We start from the raw sequence: 21,417 nt of genomic DNA, 5'->3' as shown, positions 1-21,417 counted from the left end.
CACCGCAGTTTGATCCATGACAAAGCCGAAAAGCACCACCATCTCAGATACTCCAACGGGTATTTATAAATTGCATAGGACAAAACATGAGCACCTTCGATCACAGTGGTCTGATTCAAGACATCAACGACAGCCTGGCTCCTTTTCGCAAGGCGCAGCCCGAAGCCATGGCCGGGTTTGGTGCGCTCGCCAAGGCCGCCATCACCGACGGCGCGCTCAGCGCCAAACAGAAAGAGCTGATTGCGCTGGCCATTGGCGTCACGCAGCGCTGCTCAGGCTGCATTGGCTTTCATGTGAAGGCGCTGCACCGCCTGGAATGTACCCGCGCCGAGCTGGAGGAAATGCTGGCGGTCTGCGTGTACATGGGAGGTGGTCCGGCGCTGATGTACGCCGCCGAGACCATCACAGCCTGGGACAAGATGCACCCCAACAAGGGCTGAAAAGCCCCGTGGCCTTAGGCGGCCGGCGTTGGGTTCAGTGCGTTGTGGGCCTGCACGTCCGCGTGGTAGCTACTGCGCACCATGGCCCCCACGGCGGCGTGGGTGAAGCCCATTTTGTAGGCCTCGGCTTCGAACATCTTGAATGTGTCCGGGTGCACATAGCGGCGCACCGGCAGGTGGTGGCCGCTGGGCGCCAGATACTGCCCAATGGTGAGCATGTTGATGCCGTGCGCGCGCATGTCGCGCATGACCTCCAGGATTTCTTCGTCCGTCTCGCCCAGGCCAACCATCAGGCCGCTTTTGGTGGGTACATGCGGAAATAGCGCCTTGAATTTTTTCAGCAGGTTCAGGCTGAACGCGTAGTCCGAGCCCGGGCGCGCTTCCTTGTACAGGCGCGGCACGGTTTCCATGTTGTGGTTCATCACGTCGGGCGGCGCGGCCTTCAAGATATCCAGCGCGCGGTCGTCGCGGCCGCGGAAGTCGGGCACCAGCACTTCAATTTGCGTGTGCGGGGACAGTGCGCGGGTCTTTTCAATACAGGCCACAAAGTGACTGGCACCGCCGTCGCGCAGGTCGTCGCGGTCGACACTGGTGATCACCACGTATTTCAGTTTGAGCTGCGCAATGGTCTTGGCCAAGTTGTCGGGCTCGTTCACGTCGAGCGGGTCGGGGCGACCGTGCCCCACGTCGCAAAACGGGCAACGCCGCGTGCACTTGTCACCCATGATCATGAAGGTGGCCGTGCCCTTGCCAAAGCATTCGCCAATGTTGGGGCAGCTGGCCTCCTCGCAAACGGTTACCAGTTTGTTGGCGCGCAGCACGTCCTTGATTTCGTAAAAGCGCGTCGTGGGTGACCCAGCCTTGACGCGAATCCATTCGGGTTTTTTGAGCACCTCGGCCTGCACGATCTTGATCGGAATACGCGCGGTCTTGGCCTGGCTTTTCTGTTTCGCGGTGGCGTCGTAATGGGCGGCAGACTGGGCTTCGCGCACGGTGTTTGCCGTGCTGGATGTGTCGGCCGTGGGGGTGTCGGGGCTGGTCATGGCGTGGGCGCAGATCGCGCGGTTGTGTCAGGGCGTGAGGGTGGTCTGGAGCTTCTGGCCCAAAACCTGCGCCGCTTCATCCCATGAAACGGCAACCCCAATTGTAGAAAGGTCCACCGTCTGCAGGCCAGCATAACCACAGGGGTTGATGCGCCAGAAGGGTTGAAGGTCCATGGCCACGTTCAGCGCCACACCGTGGTACGTGCAGTGGCGGCTGACCTTGATACCCAGCGCGGCAATTTTGCCCAGCCCGGTGAAATCGGGTTCTGGCGACTCACCAGGCACTTTCTTTTGCGGCCGCTGGGGCAGCAGGGCGTGGCTGGTCGGGTCCGCCAGCCGCACGTAGATGCCTGGCGCGTGGGCCACCCGGTGGCCGGTCACACCGAAATACGCCAGCGTGCGGATGACGGCCTCTTCAATGCGGTAGACGTACTCTTTGACGAAGTAGCCCGCGCGCTGCAGGTCGATCAGCGGGTAAGCGACCACCTGACCTGGCCCGTGGTAAGTCACCTGCCCACCCCGGTTGGTTTTCACCACCGGAATGTCGCCGGGTGCCAGCAGGTGGTCTTCACGGCCGGCCAGGCCTTGGGTAAACACCGGCGGGTGTTCGCACACCCAGATTGCGTCGGGCGTGTCGGTGGTACGGGCCGCCGTGCAGACCTGCATCGCCTCGTAGATGGGGGCATAGTCCACCTGGCCAAGAAATCGAAGCTCCATTCAGAGGACGATCTTGACCATGGGATGCGTGGTCAGCGTGCGGTACAGCTCATCGAGCTGCTCGCGGCTCGTGACGTGCACAGACAAGGTGAGGCCCAGGTAGTTGCCCGCCTTGCTCGGGCGTTGCTCCACCGTGGTCTCATCGAAACTGGGGTCAAATGCGCGTGCCACATGCGTCATGGCCAGCAAAAATCCCTCGGCGTTGGCGCCCATGACCTTGATGGGAAAGTGGCAAGGGTAAACAATCAGCGATTGCTCTGGCGGGATCTCGGGCGGCATGTCCATACGGAACTCCTCAAATGCATTGGTTGGCTTTCGCCGCTTGGTACCCTGCGTACAGGCGCTGGTACACAGGGCCCGGCAGGCCGCGCAAAGCACCGTGGCCTACCGGCACACCGTCCAGCAGGGTCACGGGCAGCACCTCTTTGGTGGCCGACGACAGCATGAGCTCGTCCGCGTCAAGCACCTCGGCGCGGGTGATGCGGCGCAATTCAAAAGAGATGCCTTGCTCTTGGCAAATATCTTCGATCAGGTTGAACCGAATGCCTTCCAGCACCAAGTTGTCCTTGGGCGGCCCCATAACCACGCCGTTTTTGACCACCCAGACGTTGCTGGCGGCCGCTTCGCTCAAAAAGTCACCCCGAAACATCACCGTTTCCAGCGCGCCAGCATCTGCGCTGATCTGGCGAGCAAACACCGCGCCCAGCAGACTGGTGCTTTTGATGTGGGCCTTTTCCCAGCGGAAATCGGGGGCAGTGACGCACGCCACGCCCTCTGCGCGCTGAGCGGCGCTGGCCAGCTTCATCTCTCCACACATCACAAATACCGTGGGCTTCAAGCCCGGAATCATCACGTGATCGCGCGGGGCCACGCCGCGGGTCACCTGGATGTAAATCAGCTGGTTCGGTGCAGCGGTGGTGGTCGCTAGGTCTTGAATCAGCCGCCAGGCGATCTGGAGCCACTCCTCCTTTGAGAGTGGGTTGGGAATGCGCAGTTCGGCCAGCGAGCGGTCCAGGCGGGCCAGGTGCTGCTCAAACTGGAAAATATGTCCGTTGTAGGCCGGCAGCACCTCGTACACGCCGTCACCAAAAATGAAGCCGCGGTCAAGCACGCTCACCTTGGCATCGCACAAAGGGCTGAAATCACCGTTCAGGTAACAAAGGGAGTTTGGAAGAATGGGCGTATCGCCCTGGGCCATTGGGTGCATGGGGTGGATTATCGGCTGGCACCTGCCCGCACAAAAACGATCCCCAGGAGGCTTGACGACCCCATGGGGTTTCTACGTATAATGAGCGGCTTTGCGGGACCTCTCGCGTTTGTAACCTGCTAGTAATCTGCCATGACGACAATGCCAACGGTTGAGTCGACAGCGACACAGCAAGACGAATGGGAAGATGGGGCGCAAGAACCCGAATTCAAGCCCCTGACGCGCGAAGAGGCGCAGCAGTGGCGAGCAAGTCAGCCAGTTTTTTTTGTCTGGCGCTTGGTGGGGGTGCAGTTGCTGGCGGGGCTTGTAGCTGGTTTGCTGGGTTGGTTGCTGACGCAATCGACCGCAGTAGCCTGGTCGGTTCTGTACGGCGCGGCTTCGGTGGTAATGCCTTCGGCTCTCATGGCCTACGGTCTGACCTCAAGTGCTCTGGCTCGACTTACCTCGGGTTTTGCGCAAGCTGCGTTTGCTGGCTTTCTGCTGTGGGAAGGGGTCAAAGTGCTGTTGGTGGTCACCCTGTTGTGGTTGGCCCCGGCGGTAGTTCCCGAGTTGAATTGGCTTGGCCTGTTGGCGGGCCTGGTGGTGGTACTCAAGGTGTACTGGTTGGGTCTCTGGATCCAGACCCGTCGCTCTAACGAAAACGGTTGAATTTCCGACAGATCGGTGAAACGAACATGGCAGCTGACGGTAACGCTCTAACCCCTGGTGAATACATTCGCCACCATTTGGTTCACCTGACCAACAAAAAGCAGGAGTCCATTGTGGACTTCTCCGTGATCAACATCGACTCGGTGGTTGTGAGTTCGCTGCTGGGTGTGTTGGTTTGTTTTGTGTTGTGGCTCGCAGCGCGCAAGGCAACTGCGGGTGTGCCGGGTCGCTTTCAGGCGGCGGTAGAAATGCTGGTTGAAATGGTGGACAGCCAAGCCAAAGCCGTCATTCACAACGCCAACAGCCGCAAGCTGGTTGCCCCACTGGCGCTGACTGTGTTTGTGTGGATCTTCATGATGAACTTCATGGACATGATTCCAGTGGATCTGATCCCCATGATCTGGCATTCCGCTGGTCCTGCCATGGGTTTCAAAGACTACATGCGTGTTGTTCCCACCGCCGACCTTTCCACCACGTTGGGTCTCTCGGTGTCGGTGCTGCTGATGTGCTTGTTCTATAACATCAAGATCAAAGGCCTCGGCGGCTGGGCGCATGAGCTGGTGTCTGCGCCTTTTGGTACAAGCAAGAACCCCTTCTGGGCAGTGCTGCTGGGCATTGTCAACTTCCTGATGCAGATGATCGAGTTCGTGGCGAAGACGGTTTCCCACGGCATGCGGTTGTTTGGCAACATGTTCGCTGGTGAGCTGGTGTTCATGCTGATCGCGTTGCTCGGTGCTTACGGCGCCTTGTCGCTCGGCGGTGGACTCTTCTTCGTCGGACACGTGATCGCTGGCACGGTGTGGACCTTGTTCCATATCTTGGTCATCACCTTGCAGGCGTTCATTTTCATGATGCTGGCCCTGATTTACCTCGGGCAGGCGCATGACGCTCACTAAGGCGCACTGAACGGTTGCGCTCTGGTTTTCTCTCTCGTTTGTTTCTTTCTCAACTTTCGTTCATCTCATAGGAGTCATCATGGAAAACGTTCTGGGTCTTGTCGCACTGGCTTGCGGTCTTATCGTTGGTCTGGGCGCCATTGGCGCATCCATCGGCATTGCGCTGATGGGCGGCAAATTTCTGGAGTCGTCAGCCCGCCAACCCGAGCTGATGAACGACCTGCAGACCAAGATGTTCATCTTGGCCGGTCTGATCGACGCTGCTTTCCTGATCGGCGTGGCTATCGCTCTGTTGTTCGCTTTCGCCAACCCCTTCACGCTGTAATCGGGTTTGCTGCCCAGCGCGGAGCCATGGGTGAGTGTGATGCGGGGTCTTGACCCCCGTTGCAACACCAGGCGCTTCGCGGCAGCAAGTGCGTCACCACTCTTGTCAACACACAGAAAGGCGTTGCGATGAATATCAATGCAACCCTCTTTGCGCAGGCCATCGTTTTTGCGATCCTGGTGCTCTTCACGATGAAATTCGTGTGGCCACCGATTGCCAAAGCTCTTGATGAGCGTGCGTTGAAGATTTCCGAAGGTCTGGCTGCTTCCGAAAAAGCCAAGACCGAACTGGCTGGCGCCAACAAACGGGTGGAAGAAGAGTTGAGCAAATCGCGCAACGAGTCTGCTACCCGCCTGGCCGATGCCGAGCGCCGTGCGCAAACCTTGATCGAAGAAGCCAAAGGTCGGGCCACCGACGAGGCTTCGAAGATCGTCGCTGCAGCCCGTCAAGAAGCCGAGCAGCAGGTCGTCAAGGCCCGCGAAGCTCTGCGAGAAGAAGTGGCTGCGCTGGCTGTCAAGGGCGCCGAGCAAATCCTCAAGCGCGAAGTCAACGCTGGCGTTCACGCCGAGTTGCTGGGTCGCCTGAAGACCGAGCTCTGATCGCCGCAACCCAGTCGGTATCGTCTAGAGGCATCCAAAGGTAAACCATGGCCGAAATTGCCACCATTGCCCGCCCTTACGCGGAAGCGCTGTTCCAGGCTGCCAAAGCCGACGCAGCCACGACCGCGGTCTGGCTCGACGAGCTGGCCGCCGTGGCATCGAACGACCAGCTGCGTCAGTTTGCGGACAGCCCCAAATCGTCACCTGCCCAGGTGTTTGAACTTATCTCTGGCGTGCTGAAAAGCAACCTGCCCGAAATGGGTGCCAACTTCCTGCGCACCGTGATAGACAACGGTCGCATCGCTGCACTGCCTGAGATCGCTGCCCAGTTCCGCGTCTTGAAGAACGCGCAGCAGGGTACTTTTGACGCCGTGGTCTACAGCGCTTTCGATCTGGACAGCGCTGCGCTGGCCGATCTGTCGGGTGTGCTCGAAAAACGCTTCGGCCGCAAGCTCAACCTCCAGGTTGAACTGCAGCCCGAGCTGATCGGTGGCATTCGCGTTGTGGTGGGTGACGAAGTGTTTGACACTTCGATCAAAGCCCGCCTGGAACAAATGAAAATTGCCCTGACAGCCTGACGGCTCGATCCCCGGGCGCGCCTGCATCACATTTAACGAAAGAAGGAAAGAGTCATGCAACTCAATCCCGCCGAAATCTCTGAACTGATCAAGTCCCGCATTGAGGGACTGGCCGCATCGACCGATGTGCGCAACCAGGGCACCGTGGTGTCGGTGACCGACGGTATCGTCCGCGTCCACGGCCTGTCCGATGTGATGCAGGGCGAAATGCTGGAATTCCCGGCCAACAAAGATGGCGTGCCATCCTTTGGTCTGGCTCTGAACCTCGAACGCGACTCCGTCGGCTGCGTGATTTTGGGTGAGTACGAACACATTTCCGAAGGCGAAACTGTCAAGTGCACGGGCCGCATTCTGGAGGTACCGGTCGGTCCTGAGCTGATTGGCCGTGTGGTGAATGCCCTGGGCGCGCCAATCGACGGCAAAGGTCCAATCAACGCCAAGATGACCGACGTGATCGAAAAGGTCGCTCCCGGTGTGATCGCCCGTAAATCGGTGGACCAGCCGGTGCAGACTGGTCTGAAGTCGATCGACTCGATGGTGCCCGTGGGCCGTGGTCAACGAGAGCTGATCATTGGCGACCGCCAGACCGGTAAAACGGCTGTGGCCATCGACGCCATCATCAACCAGAAGGGTCAGAACATGACCTGCGTTTACGTCGCGATTGGCCAAAAGGCCTCGTCGATCAAGAACGTGGTGCGTGCCCTGGAGCAAGCCGGCGCGATGGACTACACCATCGTTGTGGCAGCTTCGGCTTCCGAATCTGCCGCCATGCAGTACCTGTCGGCCTACTCTGGCTGCACCATGGGCGAGTACTTCCGTGATCGCGGCCAAGATGCACTGATCGTGTACGACGATCTGTCCAAACAAGCCGTGGCCTACCGCCAGGTTTCGCTGCTGTTGCGCCGCCCACCAGGCCGCGAAGCCTACCCTGGCGACGTGTTCTATCTCCACAGCCGCCTGCTGGAGCGCGCAGCCCGTGTGAACGCCGACTACGTCGAAGCTTTCACCAAGGGTGAAGTCAAAGGCAAGACCGGCTCGCTGACCGCGCTGCCCATCATTGAAACGCAGGCCGGCGATGTGTCCGCCTTCGTGCCAACCAACGTGATCTCGATCACCGACGGTCAGATCTTCCTGGAAACCAGCCTGTTCAACGCCGGTATCCGCCCCGCTATCAACGCCGGTATTTCGGTGTCGCGCGTCGGTGGCGCTGCCCAGACCAAGCTGATCAAGAATCTGTCTGGTGGTATCCGTACCGACTTGGCCCAGTACCGGGAACTGGCAGCTTTCGCGCAGTTTGCTTCCGATCTGGACGAAGCCACCCGCAAGCAGCTGGACCGCGGTGCCCGCGTGACCGAACTGCTGAAGCAGGCCCAGTACAGCCCACAGTCGATCGGTCTGATGGCGGCTACGCTGTTTGCCGTTAACAAGGGTTTCATGGACGATATCGAAGTCAAGAAAATCTTGTCCTTCGAAAACGGCCTGCACGCATTCTTGAAAGACAAGCACGTGGCCCTGCTGACAAAGCTGGAAGCCGACAAGGCCATGGACAAGGACGCTGAAGCCCAGATGGCGGCAGCCATTGCCGAGTTCAAGAAAACCGGCACGTACTGATCCGGCCCATTGACCCGATAAAGGAGCAGCAATGGCAGCAGGTAAGGAAATACGCGGCAAGATCAAATCGGTGGAAAACACCAAGAAGATCACCAAAGCCATGGAGATGGTCGCCGCCTCCAAAATGCGCAAGGCGCAGGAACGCATGCGTGCGGCCCGGCCTTACGCCGAGAAAGTGCGCCAGATCACCGGCAACCTGAGCCGGGCCAATCCGGAGTACACGCACCCGTTCATGCAGACCAACGATGCCAAAACCGCAGGTTTTGTCGTTGTGACCACGGACAAAGGCCTGTGCGGCGGTCTCAACACCAACGTGTTGCGTGCCGTGACCAACCAGCTCAAGGAACTGCAGGCGCAAGGCGTGGGTGCTGAGGCCGTAGCCATCGGCAACAAAGGTCTGGGCTTCCTCAACCGCATCAACGCCAAAGTGGTGTCCAGCGTGACGGGCTTGGGCGATACACCCCACCTCGACAAGTTGATTGGCCCCGTGAAGGTGCTGCTCGACGCTTACACGGAAGGGCGTGTCAACGCGGTTTACCTCTGCTACACCAAGTTCATCAACACGATGAAACAGGAGTCGGTGATTGAGCAGCTGTTGCCCTTGAATACCGGTGAGTTGCAGGACAACGCGGGTGGTCGCGACTGGGACTATGTGTACGAGCCCGATGCACCAGCCGTCATTGACGAATTGCTGCTGCGCTACGTCGAAGCACAGGTGTACCAGGCAGTTGCCGAAAACATGGCGTCCGAGCAGTCCGCTCGCATGGTGGCCATGAAAGCCGCAACGGACAACGCGGGAAGCGTGATCGGCGAACTCAAGCTGGTCTACAACAAGACCCGACAGGCCGCGATCACGAAAGAACTTTCGGAAATCGTCGCCGGCGCCGCAGCGGTCTGAAGCAGCCGTTCAACAGAATTCAGAGAAATTAAAAGGTATCTATCATGTCTCAAGTACAAGGCAAGATTGTTCAGTGCATCGGCGCCGTCGTGGACGTGGAGTTTCCGCGCAACGAGATGCCGCGCGTTTACGACGCCCTGAAAATGGAAGGCTCTGCCCTGACGCTGGAAGTCCAGCAACAGCTGGGCGACGGCGTGGTGCGCACGATTGCGTTGGGCTCCTCCGACGGTCTGCGCCGCGGCATGCTGGTGACCAACACCCACGCCAACATCACCGTGCCTGTGGGCAAGGCCACGCTGGGCCGCATCATGGACGTGCTGGGAGCACCCATTGACGAGCGTGGCCCGGTCGATCAGACCCTGACCGCACCCATCCACCGCAAGGCCCCGGCCTATGACGATCTGTCGCCTTCGCAGGAGCTGCTGGAAACCGGTATCAAGGTGATCGACTTGATCTGCCCGTTTGCCAAGGGCGGCAAGGTGGGTCTGTTCGGTGGCGCGGGTGTGGGCAAGACCGTGAACATGATGGAACTCATCAACAACATCGCCAAGGCCCACAGCGGTCTGTCTGTGTTCGCTGGTGTGGGTGAGCGTACCCGTGAAGGCAACGACTTCTATCACGAGATGGCCGACTCCGGCGTGGTGAACCTGGAAAACCTGGGTGAGTCCAAAGTGGCCATGGTGTACGGCCAGATGAACGAGCCTCCAGGAAACCGCCTGCGCGTTGCGCTGACCGGTTTGACCATTGCCGAGTCCTTCCGTGACGAAGGCCGTGACGTGCTGTTCTTTGTGGACAACATTTACCGCTACACGCTGGCCGGTACCGAAGTGTCCGCCCTGCTGGGTCGTATGCCTTCTGCCGTGGGTTACCAGCCGACGCTAGCCGAAGAAATGGGCCGCCTGCAAGAGCGCATTACTTCCACGAAGGTCGGTTCTATCACCTCCATCCAGGCCGTTTACGTGCCCGCCGATGACCTGACCGATCCATCGCCTGCCACCACCTTCGCACACTTGGATTCCACTGTGGTGCTGTCGCGTGATATTGCTTCGCTGGGTATCTACCCCGCTGTGGACCCACTGGACTCCACGAGCCGCCAGCTGGACCCGCTGGTTGTCGGCCAGGAACACTACGAAACCGCCCGCGCCGTGCAAAATACGCTGCAGCGCTACAAAGAATTGCGCGACATTATTGCCATTCTCGGTATGGACGAACTGGCACCTGAAGACAAGCTGGCCGTGGCCCGTGCCCGCAAGATCCAGCGCTTCCTGTCGCAGCCGTTCCACGTGGCTGAGGTGTTCACGGGTTCCCCAGGCAAGTACGTGCCACTGTCAGAAACCATCCGTGGTTTCAAGATGATCACCGCTGGTGAGTGCGATCACTTGCCCGAGCAGTCGTTCTACATGGTCGGCTCTATCGACGAAGCGTTTGAGAAAGCCAAAAAAGTCGCCTAAAGCGATGCCGTCGGGAAAATGGCAAGGTAGCCGACAGCGATGGGCCAGCCCAGATCGTTTGCCGACCACCTGCCAAGCAACCGCCGACAAGCTTGAACTCGACTTTTTACAGGAGTACATATGAGCACCATTCGCGTCGATGTGGTCAGCGCCGAAGAGTCCATCTTTTCTGGTGATGCCAAATTCGTGGCGCTGCCGGGCGAAGCCGGTGAACTGGGTATATTGCCCGGTCACATTCCGCTGATCACCCGGATCAAGCCCGGTGCTGTGCGCATCGAAAAGGCCGACGGTAGTGAAGAGTTTGTGTTCGTGGCTGGTGGCATTCTGGAAGTACAGCCGCACCACATTACGGTGCTGTCTGACACCGCCATCCGCGGCAAAGACTTGGACGAAGCCAAAGCTACTGATGCCCGCAAGCAAGCAGAGGAAGCCTTGAAAAACGCCAAGAGTGACATTGATTTGGCGAAAGCGACGTCTGAACTCGCCGTCCTGGCGGCGCAAATTTCCGCTCTGCGCAAATACCGCCAGAAAAAGTGAGCAGCTGCGGGCTGTTCATTCACGAAGAAACCGGCCATGGGCCGGTTTTTTTATGTCCGCAACCGGTATATCAGGAGGGTGCATGTGCTCGTGAATGCGGACAGGAGAAGGACTTGCCGGTCATCTATTTCTGAACATCAGGAGCTTTCCTCGGAAGATGTGGCGGCCCAACTGCCTGTGAAAGCTTTGTTCAAAGAGCCCATCTCGCGGAACATGGGGTGCTCAACATGGGGTCAGGCCAGCTGATCGGCGAAATGGGCTTGCTGGACGGAGTGGCCACGGCCGACCACTTACACCGCCAACATCGATGTGGGATGTTGACCTGCAGCGCCGTGATGGCTTTGCGGCAAAAAAAGCCCGATAGGGGAGTCCGCCTGTTGCTCCCCATGCCCAAACGCATGACTGACCGTATGCGGGGCATGACACGAAAGTTCAATGCCTTTGCACAAATAAAAGGTGGAGCGTGAGGAGTGCCCGTTGGTACTAAGCCCGGACCACACAATCGGGTAGCTCGTTTAAGCGTGGATCACCGGCCACTGATGGAAAGTGTTCTACCAACAGGGCTGACACTTCTTCCAGTGCCTGCGTCAAACCGTCTTCAAAAGCGCCGTCGTGCAAGCGGTGCGCCAGACGGTCAACGATAGCTTGCCACTGGGCCGGGCTGACGCAGCGGGTCAGCGCCCGGTCGGCCACGAATTCGATGGCGTGTTCAGCCAGCAGCAGGTAGATGAGTACCCCGTTGTTCTGCTCGGTGTCCCAAACCCCCAGCTTGCCAAACCAGCCGAGTGCACGCGCCCTGATCACGCCGGCCAGCGGATGCTGATTAGAGATGCCCCAAACGTCTGGGAGTGGCAGGGCAGCCTCCACACAAAGCCGAACTTCACCGGTGTGCCGTGCTTCACTGGCTGCCACGCGCCGAGCAAGGCGCTGTGCCAGATCATCTGGCACAGCGCGCAGGGTGTCAGAGCGGTCCAGCCATTGGTGACGGAAAATACGGATGAATTTGTTCATGGTGTCCCGTGCATTTACCATCCGCCAGAAGCGCCGCCGCCGCCAAAATTGCCACCGCCGCCCGATCGAAATCCACCGCCACCCCCCAAACCTCCACCGCCCCGAAAACCGCCACCGCTGGCGCCATCCCAGGGGCTACCGCGACCCCTGCGACCCGCTGATGGAACATGGGGAATCAGCTGCATGAACAGCCCAGCCAGCATGCCCAGCAAACCCGCCCCCACCGATATCCAGAAAACCGAGGTGATGACCCATGCGAGACCGCCTGCGCCCGCGCCGGTCAGGAGCACACCCAGCTTGTTGCCAAATATGCTGCGAAGCACCGATGAAATGATGGGAACCGCGAACACCAAAAAGATGAGAATATCCATCCACTCAAAATCGCCGCTGCCTTGGGTGGCTGAAGGCAGAGGCAGCTCTTCTCCTCGGATGCGGGCGAGTATCTGATCCACACCGGCCTGGATGCCACCGGCGTAATCGCCCGTGCGAAACGAGGGTGTCACCGCTTGGTCCAGGATGCGGCGGGCCATCAGGTCGGGAATGGCCCCTTCGAGTGTCTTGGCTGTGGCGATGCGCAGGCGGCGATCGTCTTTGGCGATCACAAACAACACGCCGTCTCCCACGTCCTTGCGCCCGATCTTCCATGCGTCACCGAGGCGCTGCGTGTAGTCGGCAATGTCTTCGGGCACCGTGGTGGGCAGCATCAGCACCACAACCTGTGAGCCTCTTTCGGCTTCGAAGGCCGCAAGCTTGGCTTCTATCGCTGCAAGGCTGGCCGCATCCAGCGTGCCCGTCTGGTCCATCACGCGGGCTTTCAGCTCTGGAATGGCTTGCAGCCCTTGGGCATGGCTGGCGAACGAGATCAGCGACGCAAACAGGCCGATAGCCAGCCAGCGAAATGAGTGCCAACAGGCCACCTCGGGGCCGCCATAGCGGCCCATGCAGGCTGTGGCCATCGGGCCTGGCCTCATGGTTTGTTGAAGTCGACGGTGGGTGGCGCCGAGATGGCGGCTTCGTTATCCACCAGGAAGTTCGCTTTGGGCGCGTAGCTGAACACCATGGCTGTCAGGTTGGTCGGGAAGCTGCGAGAGAGTACGTTGTACTCCTGAACCGTCTGGATGTAGCGGTTGCGGGCCACGGTGATGCGGTTTTCGGTGCCTTCCAGCTGTACGCGAAGGTCGCTAAAACCCTGGTTGGCCTTGAGGTTGGGGTACTGCTCCACAACCACCATCAGTCGGCTGAGCGCGCTGCTTACTTCACCCTGCGCGGCCTGAAATTTTTGCATCGCGGCCGGGTCGTTCACCATTTCAGGTGTCATCTGGATCGACGTGGCTTTGGAGCGGGCCTCAATCACCTTGGTGAGCGTGTCCTGTTCAAAACTCGCCTCACCCTTCACCGTAGCCACGATGTTGGGGATCAGATCGGCGCGGCGCTGGTACTGGTTCAACACCTCGGACCAGGCCGATTTGCTTTGCTCGTCCAGACGCTGGAAGTCGTTGTAGCCACAGCCTGTGAGGCTGGCAGCGAGCAGCAAGCCGCTGATCCAGAAAAAAACGCGTGTGACAGATGTGCGCACCGTGAAACCTCCGCAGGCCTGAGCGGCCCCTCGAAATAAAAAATGAGCGAAATGAATCAAAAGCACTATACCCCCGGCCGATGCACAGCACTGGGTCATTGGTGCAACACGGCAGGGGTGAAGACGTCAAAATACCAGCATGCCCAAACCGAAACTGCCCCTTGGTTCTCCCGATGACACCGAACACGCGTTTTACGACGCCTTGCAGCACGCCGACATTGAACGCTTGATGGCTTGCTGGGTCGACGAGGACGACATCGTCTGCGTGCACCCCGGCGGGCCACGCCTGGTAGGGCATGCGGCGGTCAGGGCTGCTTTTGAAGCGATGTTTGCCCATGGCAGCGTGCAGGCATTCGCAGAAAAAGTGCGCCGGCTGGACGCTGGCCCCTGCAGCGTGCACAGCGTGGTCGAACGCGTCTCCGTGATGGGTGATGACGGCATGCAGCATGCCTGGGTGGTGGCCACCAATGTGTACGCCAAGACCGCACAAGGCTGGCGTATGGTGGCGCATCATGCCAGCCCGGGCACTCGCACCGAGCCGGTTGAAGTGTTGACAGCCCAGCCTGTGTTCCACTAACGGGCGCCTGTTTTGCAGCCCATGATCGACCGAATTCATTCTGCAGAAGCCATGGACTACCAGGCGCCCTGGTGGTTACCTGGCGGCAACCTGCAAACCTTGTGGGCAGCTCTTGCCAGTCGGCGCCATTTTGGCTCGGCCCCCACGTGGCAGCGCAGCCGCTGGACCACGCCCGACCGCGACTTCATCGACGTGGACCATGCCCAGCACGCCAGTGCCCCACAAGCACCCCTGCTGGTGTTGTTCCACGGGCTGGAGGGTTCGTCGGGCAGTCATTACGCCATGGCGTTCGCCGACTTCGCCGCCGCCCGAGGCCTCGCTTTCGCCGTGCCGCACTTTCGTGGCTGCTCGGGCGAACTCAACCACGCACCAAGGGCTTATCACTCGGGCGATCACAACGAAATCGACTGGGTGCTGGCCCGCTTCGCACGCGAAAACCCCGGCCGACCCTTGGTCGCCGTGGGCGTCTCGCTGGGCGGCAATGCCCTGCTGCGCTGGGCCGGTGAGGCCGGTGAGGCCGCTGGTAAGTGGGTCCGTGCCGTGGCCGCAGTCTGCTCTCCGCTGGACCTCGCTGCCGGTGGCCATGCCATTGGCCATGGATTCAACCGGCAGGTGTACACGCGCATGTTTCTCTCCACCATGGTGCCCAAGGCCCTCAAAAAACTGGAACAGCACCCAGGCCTGTTTGACCGCGAAGCCTTGCTGGCGGCGCGCGATCTCTATGAATTCGACAACCTGTTCACTGCACCGCTGCACGGCTTTCGCGACACCGACGATTACTGGGCGCGTGCCTCAGCCAAGCCCGTGATGCACCGCATACGGGTGCCCGCGCTGGCCTTGAATGCGCTGAATGACCCGTTCGTGCCAGCGGCTTCGCTGCCTTCAGCACAACACGCAGGGCCCTGCGTGACGCTGTGGCAGCCAACCCAGGGCGGTCACGTAGGCTTCCCGAGTGCTGCTGGGCTTCTGGGTGTGCCGGGGCATGTGCGCACCATGCCCGAAGCGGTCGGGCGCTGGCTGCTGGCACACACCTGAAAAAGGAATTTCTCATGGATGATATCGTCAAGGCCGCCATGGCCAAATGGCCCCATGTGCCACATTGTTACGGCTGGCTCGGGCTGGACGCACGGGGCCAATGGTTCATGCGCGACGATGCAACCCAAGCCGCAGGCCCCTTTGCCTGCGAGCCCGGCGAGTCCTGCAGCGTTGCCAGGGGCTCGCTGCTGTTGCACGACAAACTGATCGAATTCATTCACCGCAACTACAGCAGCGATGCCGCCGGTTGTTGGTTCTTTCAGAATGGGCCCCAGCGCGTTTATGTCGAGCTGGACCTCACGCCCTACATCTGGCGCCTGCAGCCCGACGGCACCGTGCTGGCTCACACCGGTACATCCGCTGGCCAGGTCTTGCGGTGTTTGCTGGACGAGGAGGGCCGGTTTTACCTGCACACCGAACGCGGTTTGGGCCTGGTGCACACCAGCGACATGGCGCTCGCCGCCGATGCGGTGGAGGCTGGGCGATGGGAGCCGCAAGACGTTCAGTCGGCCAGCCTGCCCGCGCTGGGTTCGTATGTTCGCAGTCCCCTGCGGGCCTTCAACGGGCACAAGCCAGGCGTGTGAGACCATGGCTTGAAATGAGCAAACAAAAAAAAAGCCGGTCAGTGACCGGCTTTTTTCAATAAGGCTAAAGCGAATTACTTCACCGAAGCCAGCATGTACTCCACCGAAGCCTTGATATCAGCGTCCGAAGCGGCTGAACCACCTTTGGGCGGCATGGCGCCTTTGCCCTTGATGACGCTGGCGGTCAGACCGTCCACACCCAATGCCAGACGAGGAGCCCAGGCAGCCTTGTCAGCGAACTTGGGAGCACCGGCCACACCGGCCACGTGACACACCGCGCAGGCTTGCTTGTAAAGCGCCTCACCAGCGCCGGCGGCTACCGTGGCCGACGCAGGCGCTGGGGTTGCAGCTACAGCGGGTGCGGTAGCTGCAACGGCCACAGGAGCCTCTGCAACGGCTGGCGCAGCGGCTGCGGTGTCAGCAGCCTGGGCAGCCCCCTCGGCGGCGGGAGCCGAGGGCTCGGCAAACTTGCCGCCACCCGCGTTGGCCAAGTGCACCACAGCGCGGCCAATTTCTACGTCGCTGAATGCGCCACCCGCCTGGGCACCCATGGCACCCTTGCCCTTGAGCGCTGAAGTCAGCAAAGCCTCGTAACCCGTGGCCACGCGTGCAGCCCAAGCACCGGCGTCCCCAAACTTGGGCGCACCTGCCAAGCCGGCGTCATGACAGGCGGCACACTGCGCCTTGTAGACCGCATCACCCGCTTGCAGCGGGCGGTTGGCGTCGCGCAGTTCAACCGAGCCCACGCGCTGAATACGAATGGCGGTGGCCAGCTCAGGGTCCACTGCGCCTGCCGCAGGTTTGTCACCTGTTGTGACGACATAAACAAGGCCGATGATGATGAAAATAGGAGCAACAAAGGAGAAGAAAGACGTCCACAGCAGTTGTGCGGGTGTCTTGATCGGGCCGGTGTGAGATTCGTGCGCGTGGTCGCTCATGGTGTCCTCAAGGGGTGGCGGAACGGGGCCAGGATGGGTAATGGCGGGCCTGCACGGGTTGGGCAGACAGCCTGTGATTATAGCCAAGCGCCCCTTGCGCTGGCCTTGCTTGAAGGGGTAGCTGCTAGAATCCTGTTCTAACGCTGCACTGACACGGAAAGCGGCGTTGGCGCCATAAGGCGATGAACAACGGCGCGCGACGCGCCGGACAGACTATGGGTCTCTAAACAGCATGCGGCTGTAGCTCAGTGGATAGAGTATTGGCCTCCGAAGCCAAGGGTCGTGGGTTCGATCCCCGCCAGCCGCACCAAACCTCTGCTTTTCTTACGTAAGTCCTTGTTGCGTAAGAACTTGAAGCACATCAACACCTTAGACGAGTCCCGCTTGGATACATCGGCGGATACATTGACCGAGCAACACGGCCAATTTCTCCGCCCACTGTCACCGGGACTTGCGATGAAAAAGTGGCCTGGCTTCACCCGTGAGGGTGGCCGCATGCGTTTCCAAAAACGCATCCCCCAAGATGTCCGCCACGCCTTCGACGGCGCTGAGTGGATTCGGTTTCCTCTTGACTACCCGACCGAGCGTGAAGCGCAGTTGAGCGCACTCGCGTGGTTCGCCACCTATGAGCATCGGATAGCTCAAATCCGGGGCGAGGCGTCGGGCGTGTGGCGCGAGGCGCCCAAAAATGCCCCTGCGGTTCCTCCTGCGAAACCTCTGAGTGAATACATACCGGCAGAGATGCGGGCGCTGATCGTGCCGACCGCTGAGGGCATCAACAGAAGCCAACATGAGGCCATCGCAAGCGGCTCGTTAGGGTTCGATCAGCTTGCGGGCGATCAAGCGCTTCTGGCGGAAGCCGTCAAGGATGCGCTGAGTGGCCGGGGGTCAAAGCGCCTTGAACTGCTGTCCGCTTTGTTCCTCGTAGCTCGCGGGATACCTGAGGGCACGCCAGAGGCCTTTAAGCGATTCGTCCATGTGTCCGCCAGTGCGTTGCACAGTCTGGCTGTCACGCCGAATGCCCAGCGCCTTGCGGGTGAACCTGTGGAGCCCCCGCCCATGCCGGCTAGTGCTGCCATGGGTACTGGGCTACGAATCCCGGCGGTAGCTGCACCCGCCCGAGGTCTGGCGCTGGGGCCGCTGATTGACGACTACGTGACCGCGTACCCCAAGAACGAATACAAGCGCAAGATGGCGCTGGCCCTTTCGCTGTTCAAGGACACGGTGGGCGCATCAGCGCAAGTGCGGGACCTCAAGAGGGCGCACGTAGCGGACTTTCTCGACACGGTTTGCAAACCGACCCTACTGTCGGAACTACCAGTAGGTCCGTAAGCCGCCTCAAATGCTAGTTTTCGTAAAAGGAGCCTTGAGCAGGTGGCGTGAGGATTTTTGGCGGTAAATAATTCGTCTTTCATATTATAATCTTTCACATGAAACTATTGGAGGCCTGAGTGAATCCTCAAGCTAACGTCCAAGTTGATCCGGGGTATGTACTTGCCAAAGCAACTGCCCGTGCCAGCGAGCTGTTGGGGCTGTCTGGGGCGGCACTTGCCCGGGTCATTGGTGTCAGTGAGCCCACCGTTTCGCGTGTGCTCAAAGGTCAGCGAGGACTTGATCCGTCTTCCAAGGAGGGTCAACTCTCGCTGTTGCTCGTTCGTGTCTACCGATCTCTTGACGCGCTCGTAGGCACCGATGGCGAAAAGCGCCAAGTGTGGATGCAGAGCCACAACCGTGCGCTGGGCGGAAAACCGGTCAACTTGATCGAAAACCCTGAAGGACTGGTAGCTACCCTGAGCTATCTTGACGGCATGCGAGCGCCCGCATGAGTGAGGCGGTTTGGAGCCCCGACTGGTTTGTTGGAGGGGTGTTTCCCAAGGCCATGAAGGCTTGGCGTGGTGTCGAGGCGCAGCATGTGGTGTCCACCATGCGGTTGGTGGATACCAGGGATGAACAGGACGTGCTGGAATCTTTGTTGGAGAGTAGCAAGCCCCTGGCACCGGCCATGAAAGTGCCCAAGCATTTCCTGATCTACACCCCATTCCGTTACCGACCGCGACACCCCAGCCGTTTTCGCAAGGGCGGGACGCTAGGGCTCTGGTACGGAGCCGAAGATCTGCACGCGGCTTGCGCCGAAGTCGCCTACTGGCGCCACCGTTTCGTCCTGGATAGTGCAGGTCTGACCAAGGGGGATGTGATGACCGAGCACACCTTTTTCCAAGCGTCCGTTGACGGTTCGGCCATTGACCTGATGGCGCCACCCTGGGTGAGCGCTCATGCCGCCTGGACGCACGGCAGCGACTACACGTACACACAGGCTGTGGCCGAAGAGGCGGCGGAGCGAGGCGTGCAATGGATCAGCTATGAATCAGTTCGCGCGCCGGGGCGACGATGTGCTGCCGTATTGGATGTGGCCGCCTTGGATATTGTGGCAAATGGCACGACACAACAGACGTGGCGATGCAAGGCCAATCGCAATGCAGTGATGATGGTGCGCGATCAGGACTGCTTTGTTTGGGATTTCTAAGTAAGTCCAGCCATGCTTGACTTTGTGCTGTTGGCAAGCACAGCGCTCACCACGCACCTAGGTCACTGTATCAATGAGTGAAGAAGAGGCGGGGGCCGATGGTCATTGGGCGCTGACGGCAAGATTCCGCTGCTTTTTGGCGGCAAGGTGTGACAAGTGGGGGAGCGGTACACAATCACGTGTCACAGGGATCCGGCCGAAAAGATCATGTAAATCAAGAGACTAGGGACGAATAGCGTCCAAGAATGCAACGAGGCGCGACTTGTTGCTTCAACATGTTGATCAATTTTTCTGCTCTCCGAAGCCAGCTTTTTTTGGGCCATGTGGTTCACAAGACCAGGAGTCAAGGTCTGGAATCTGCTATGTCTGTGGCCCATCCATGGCCCACGCGTGGCCCACGGGCTGCCCTGATTTTCACCGCGTCAGCATTTTTTGACCACCAGCCCCGGGCTACGCACCGGGTCAGGCCAAGCCCGAAGCAGCGGCAAACCACCGCAACGGCAAGAGCGCCAAGACGGTGCTGACCGATGCAGGCGCGCTGCGCATCGACATCCCCCGTGACCGTGAGGGCACGTTCGAGCCGCAGCTCATTGGCAAGCACGAACGCCGCTTCACCGGCTTTGACCACAAGATCGTTGCCATGTACGCACGCGGCATGACCGTGCGCGAGATACAGGCCTTTTTGAACGAGATGTACTCGGTAGAGGTCTCCCCCGACCTCATCAGCCGCGTCACCGATGAAGTCATGAGCGAGGTCACGGCCTGGCAAAGTCGCCCACTGGAAGCCATGTACCCGGTGGTGTTCTTTGATGCCCTGCGCGTGAAGATCCGCGAGGATGGGGTGGTGCGCTCCAAGGCCGTGTACCTGGCCCTTGGCGTGCTGGCCGATGGCAGCCGAGACATCCTGGGGATCTAGGTCGAGAACACCGAGGGTGCCAAATTCTGGATGAAGGTGTTCAACGACTTGAAGACCCGTGGCGTGCAGGACATCCTGATCGCCGTTACCGATGGGCTCAAGGGTATGCCAGAGGCGCTGGGCGCCGTGTTTCCGGCCACAACGCTTCAAACCTGCATCGTGCACCTGATTCGCAACAGTCTGGACTTTGCCAGCTGGAAGGACAGGAAGGCACTGGCAGCGGCCATCAAGCCGATATACACGGCCACCAGCGCTGAGGCCGCTGAGGCTGAGCTGGATGCGTTTGAAGCGGGGCCATGGGGGAAGAGGTGCCCCAAGGTGGTGGGTGCCTGGCGCAGGGCCTGGGATAGGGTCATTCCGTTCTTTGCCTTCCCGCCAGAAGTGCGCCGGGTGATCTACACGACCAATGCCATCGAGAGCGTGAACGCGCGGCTGCGTAAGATCATCAAAACGCGTGGTCACTTCCCCAGTGACGATGCCGCGACCAAGCTGATTTGGCTGGCACTGCGCAACATCACGCAGGACTGGGGGCGGGCGGCGAACCACTGGAAATCAGCGATGAACCAGTTCGCCATCCTGTACCCCTGATGGCCAGTCCAAATTCCCCCACCTGTGGCCACCCCAAATTCCCCCAGGCAGGACAGGTCGGATTATGACGATTCCGGGCTGATGGCGATGCGGGCGGCGGCTTCCTTGAGGCGATAGCTCTTGCCCTCGAATTCCAGCATCGCGCAGCGGTGCATGAGCCGGTCCAGGATGGTGCTGGCCATGGTGGCGTCGCCGAGGTATTTACCCCAGTCCTGCACCACGCGATTGGAGGTGACCACGATGGCGCGGCGTAACTTGTAGCGCTGGTGCACGATGGCCTGCAGGACTTCGGCTGCATGCTCGCTGATGCGCCTGGCCAGGAACAGGTCATCGAGGATGAGCAAGTCCGGCGCGACCCAGTCCTTGAGCAGCTCGGTGCGCTCTGTAGCGCTGGCCAACGCGTAACGGGCAAACTCGGTATCGGCCTCCAGGTAACGCACGTCATAGCCCTGCAGCGTGGCCTGGTAGGCCACGGCCTTGGCCACATGGCTCTTGCCGGTGCCGGGCTTGCCGATGATCAGCGCGTTGGCACCCTCGCCGATGAACTTCAGGGTGTGCAACTCGAAGCAGGCGCTGCGCGGCAGCTTCGGGTTGAAACGCCAGTCGAAGTCCCCCAGAGAGGGGCGCTCATCCAGACCCGAGCGCTTGAAGCGGCGCTCGGTCAGACGCGAGCGCCGGCGGTCCAGCTCGTCCTGGAGCATGGCGGCAAAGGTTTCCA

At 60.1% G+C, this 21,417-nt stretch carries 25 protein-coding genes, 1 tRNA gene and 1 pseudogene; 18 read left to right on the top strand and 9 right to left on the bottom strand.

Features of this window, described 5'->3' with window-relative positions:
* Nucleotides 1-86: 86 nt before the first annotated feature.
* Nucleotides 87-440, top strand: coding sequence for a carboxymuconolactone decarboxylase family protein (locus ACTG4K_RS00135; protein WP_439112178.1), 354 nt, complete (start codon nucleotides 87-89; stop codon nucleotides 438-440).
* A gap of 14 nt (nucleotides 441-454) precedes the next feature.
* Here the strand turns inward: ACTG4K_RS00135 and lipA are convergent, their stop codons facing one another.
* Genes lipA through ACTG4K_RS00115 form a run of 4 tightly spaced genes read right to left on the bottom strand, consistent with a single transcriptional unit; the run spans nucleotide 455 to nucleotide 3,407 of the window.
* Nucleotides 455-1,483, bottom strand: a complete 1,029-nt coding sequence (lipA, locus tag ACTG4K_RS00130) for a lipoyl synthase (RefSeq protein WP_439112177.1) — start codon at nucleotides 1,481-1,483, stop codon at nucleotides 455-457.
* Between the two features lie 27 nt (nucleotides 1,484-1,510).
* Nucleotides 1,511-2,200 (bottom strand): lipoyl(octanoyl) transferase LipB, encoded by a 690-nt coding sequence (gene lipB / locus ACTG4K_RS00125; protein WP_439112176.1) that lies wholly within the window; start codon nucleotides 2,198-2,200, stop codon nucleotides 1,511-1,513.
* Nucleotides 2,201-2,485, bottom strand: coding sequence for an HP0495 family protein (locus tag ACTG4K_RS00120; RefSeq protein ID WP_439112175.1), 285 nt, complete (start codon nucleotides 2,483-2,485; stop codon nucleotides 2,201-2,203).
* A 10-nt stretch (nucleotides 2,486-2,495) separates the two neighbouring features.
* Nucleotides 2,496-3,407: a D-amino acid aminotransferase gene (locus tag ACTG4K_RS00115; RefSeq protein WP_439112174.1), complete on the bottom strand. Its 912-nt coding sequence runs from the start codon at nucleotides 3,405-3,407 to the stop codon at nucleotides 2,496-2,498.
* A 132-nt stretch (nucleotides 3,408-3,539) separates the two neighbouring features.
* Between ACTG4K_RS00115 and ACTG4K_RS00110 the strand changes: the two genes are divergently transcribed.
* The 9 genes from ACTG4K_RS00110 to ACTG4K_RS00070 all read left to right on the top strand — a co-directional run bounded on the left by ACTG4K_RS00110 (nucleotide 3,540) and on the right by ACTG4K_RS00070 (nucleotide 10,950).
* Nucleotides 3,540-4,055, top strand: a complete 516-nt coding sequence (locus ACTG4K_RS00110) for an ATP synthase subunit I (protein ID WP_439112173.1) — start codon at nucleotides 3,540-3,542, stop codon at nucleotides 4,053-4,055.
* A 26-nt stretch (nucleotides 4,056-4,081) separates the two neighbouring features.
* Entirely contained in the window at nucleotides 4,082-4,951 is an 870-nt protein-coding gene (atpB, locus tag ACTG4K_RS00105) for a F0F1 ATP synthase subunit A (protein WP_439112172.1), read from the top strand.
* 79 nt (nucleotides 4,952-5,030) lie between these two features.
* On the top strand, nucleotides 5,031-5,276 hold the full coding sequence (gene atpE / locus ACTG4K_RS00100; RefSeq protein WP_009519254.1) for a F0F1 ATP synthase subunit C: 246 nt from the start codon (nucleotides 5,031-5,033) through the stop codon (nucleotides 5,274-5,276).
* A gap of 128 nt (nucleotides 5,277-5,404) precedes the next feature.
* On the top strand, nucleotides 5,405-5,875 hold the full coding sequence (locus tag ACTG4K_RS00095; protein WP_439112171.1) for a F0F1 ATP synthase subunit B: 471 nt from the start codon (nucleotides 5,405-5,407) through the stop codon (nucleotides 5,873-5,875).
* Nucleotides 5,876-5,922: 47 nt separating this feature from the next.
* A complete protein-coding gene (locus ACTG4K_RS00090; protein ID WP_439112170.1) occupies nucleotides 5,923-6,453 on the top strand; it encodes a F0F1 ATP synthase subunit delta in 531 nt (176 codons plus the stop codon).
* 54 nt (nucleotides 6,454-6,507) lie between these two features.
* The gene (gene atpA / locus ACTG4K_RS00085) at nucleotides 6,508-8,064 is read left to right on the top strand and encodes a F0F1 ATP synthase subunit alpha (protein WP_439112169.1); all 1,557 of its coding nucleotides are present in this window, start codon (nucleotides 6,508-6,510) and stop codon (nucleotides 8,062-8,064) included.
* 31 nt (nucleotides 8,065-8,095) lie between these two features.
* On the top strand, nucleotides 8,096-8,962 hold the full coding sequence (atpG, locus tag ACTG4K_RS00080; RefSeq protein ID WP_439112168.1) for a F0F1 ATP synthase subunit gamma: 867 nt from the start codon (nucleotides 8,096-8,098) through the stop codon (nucleotides 8,960-8,962).
* Nucleotides 8,963-9,006: 44 nt separating this feature from the next.
* Nucleotides 9,007-10,413 (top strand): F0F1 ATP synthase subunit beta, encoded by a 1,407-nt coding sequence (gene atpD / locus ACTG4K_RS00075; protein ID WP_439112167.1) that lies wholly within the window; start codon nucleotides 9,007-9,009, stop codon nucleotides 10,411-10,413.
* Between the two features lie 120 nt (nucleotides 10,414-10,533).
* Nucleotides 10,534-10,950 (top strand): F0F1 ATP synthase subunit epsilon, encoded by a 417-nt coding sequence (locus ACTG4K_RS00070; protein ID WP_439112166.1) that lies wholly within the window; start codon nucleotides 10,534-10,536, stop codon nucleotides 10,948-10,950.
* Nucleotides 10,951-11,433: 483 nt separating this feature from the next.
* Here ACTG4K_RS00070 and ACTG4K_RS00065 read toward each other — a convergent pair whose 3' ends face one another.
* The 3 genes from ACTG4K_RS00065 to ACTG4K_RS00055 are packed head-to-tail and all read right to left on the bottom strand — an operon-like array spanning nucleotide 11,434 to nucleotide 13,537.
* The gene (locus tag ACTG4K_RS00065) at nucleotides 11,434-11,961 is read right to left on the bottom strand and encodes a TPM domain-containing protein (protein ID WP_439112165.1); all 528 of its coding nucleotides are present in this window, start codon (nucleotides 11,959-11,961) and stop codon (nucleotides 11,434-11,436) included.
* A gap of 14 nt (nucleotides 11,962-11,975) precedes the next feature.
* A complete protein-coding gene (locus ACTG4K_RS00060) occupies nucleotides 11,976-12,917 on the bottom strand; it encodes a TPM domain-containing protein (protein WP_439112164.1) in 942 nt (313 codons plus the stop codon).
* An 11-nt stretch (nucleotides 12,918-12,928) separates the two neighbouring features.
* Nucleotides 12,929-13,537 (bottom strand): LemA family protein, encoded by a 609-nt coding sequence (locus ACTG4K_RS00055; RefSeq protein ID WP_439112163.1) that lies wholly within the window; start codon nucleotides 13,535-13,537, stop codon nucleotides 12,929-12,931.
* A 139-nt stretch (nucleotides 13,538-13,676) separates the two neighbouring features.
* Between ACTG4K_RS00055 and ACTG4K_RS00050 the strand changes: the two genes are divergently transcribed.
* The 3 genes from ACTG4K_RS00050 to ACTG4K_RS00040 are packed head-to-tail and all read left to right on the top strand — an operon-like array spanning nucleotide 13,677 to nucleotide 15,733.
* Nucleotides 13,677-14,114 (top strand): YybH family protein, encoded by a 438-nt coding sequence (locus tag ACTG4K_RS00050; protein WP_439112162.1) that lies wholly within the window; start codon nucleotides 13,677-13,679, stop codon nucleotides 14,112-14,114.
* A 21-nt stretch (nucleotides 14,115-14,135) separates the two neighbouring features.
* Nucleotides 14,136-15,149, top strand: coding sequence for a YheT family hydrolase (locus ACTG4K_RS00045; protein ID WP_439112161.1), 1,014 nt, complete (start codon nucleotides 14,136-14,138; stop codon nucleotides 15,147-15,149).
* Nucleotides 15,150-15,163: 14 nt separating this feature from the next.
* Complete coding sequence (locus tag ACTG4K_RS00040; protein WP_439112160.1) at nucleotides 15,164-15,733, top strand: DUF2946 family protein; 570 nt, start codon at nucleotides 15,164-15,166, stop codon at nucleotides 15,731-15,733.
* A 74-nt stretch (nucleotides 15,734-15,807) separates the two neighbouring features.
* Here ACTG4K_RS00040 and ACTG4K_RS00035 read toward each other — a convergent pair whose 3' ends face one another.
* Nucleotides 15,808-16,671, bottom strand: coding sequence for a c-type cytochrome (locus ACTG4K_RS00035; RefSeq protein ID WP_439112159.1), 864 nt, complete (start codon nucleotides 16,669-16,671; stop codon nucleotides 15,808-15,810).
* 234 nt (nucleotides 16,672-16,905) lie between these two features.
* Between ACTG4K_RS00035 and ACTG4K_RS00030 the strand changes: the two genes are divergently transcribed.
* The 5 genes and pseudogenes from ACTG4K_RS00030 to ACTG4K_RS00010 all read left to right on the top strand — a co-directional run.
* Nucleotides 16,906-16,981 (top strand) — tRNA-Arg (locus ACTG4K_RS00030).
* Nucleotides 16,982-17,022: 41 nt separating this feature from the next.
* Nucleotides 17,023-18,003: a hypothetical protein gene (locus ACTG4K_RS00025; RefSeq protein ID WP_439112158.1), complete on the top strand. Its 981-nt coding sequence runs from the start codon at nucleotides 17,023-17,025 to the stop codon at nucleotides 18,001-18,003.
* Between the two features lie 119 nt (nucleotides 18,004-18,122).
* A complete protein-coding gene (locus ACTG4K_RS00020; protein WP_439112157.1) occupies nucleotides 18,123-18,497 on the top strand; it encodes an antitoxin Xre-like helix-turn-helix domain-containing protein in 375 nt (124 codons plus the stop codon).
* A complete protein-coding gene (locus ACTG4K_RS00015; protein WP_439112156.1) occupies nucleotides 18,494-19,195 on the top strand; it encodes an RES family NAD+ phosphorylase in 702 nt (233 codons plus the stop codon). Before ACTG4K_RS00020 ends, ACTG4K_RS00015 begins: the two co-directional genes overlap by 4 nt.
* Before the next feature lie 448 nt (nucleotides 19,196-19,643).
* Nucleotides 19,644-20,699 (top strand): annotated as a pseudogene (locus ACTG4K_RS00010) (IS256 family transposase); the annotation flags it as partial.
* A 62-nt stretch (nucleotides 20,700-20,761) separates the two neighbouring features.
* Here the strand turns inward: ACTG4K_RS00010 and ACTG4K_RS00005 are convergent.
* Nucleotides 20,762-21,417, bottom strand: a 656-nt coding sequence (locus ACTG4K_RS00005) for an ATP-binding protein (RefSeq protein WP_439112155.1), incomplete at its 5' end; no start/stop codon positions are given.

Source organism: Hydrogenophaga sp. (assembly GCF_965657535.1).
In the GTDB taxonomy this organism is placed as follows: domain Bacteria; phylum Pseudomonadota; class Gammaproteobacteria; order Burkholderiales; family Burkholderiaceae_C; genus Hydrogenophaga.
This window is presented reverse-complemented; position numbering and strand designations above follow the sequence as displayed.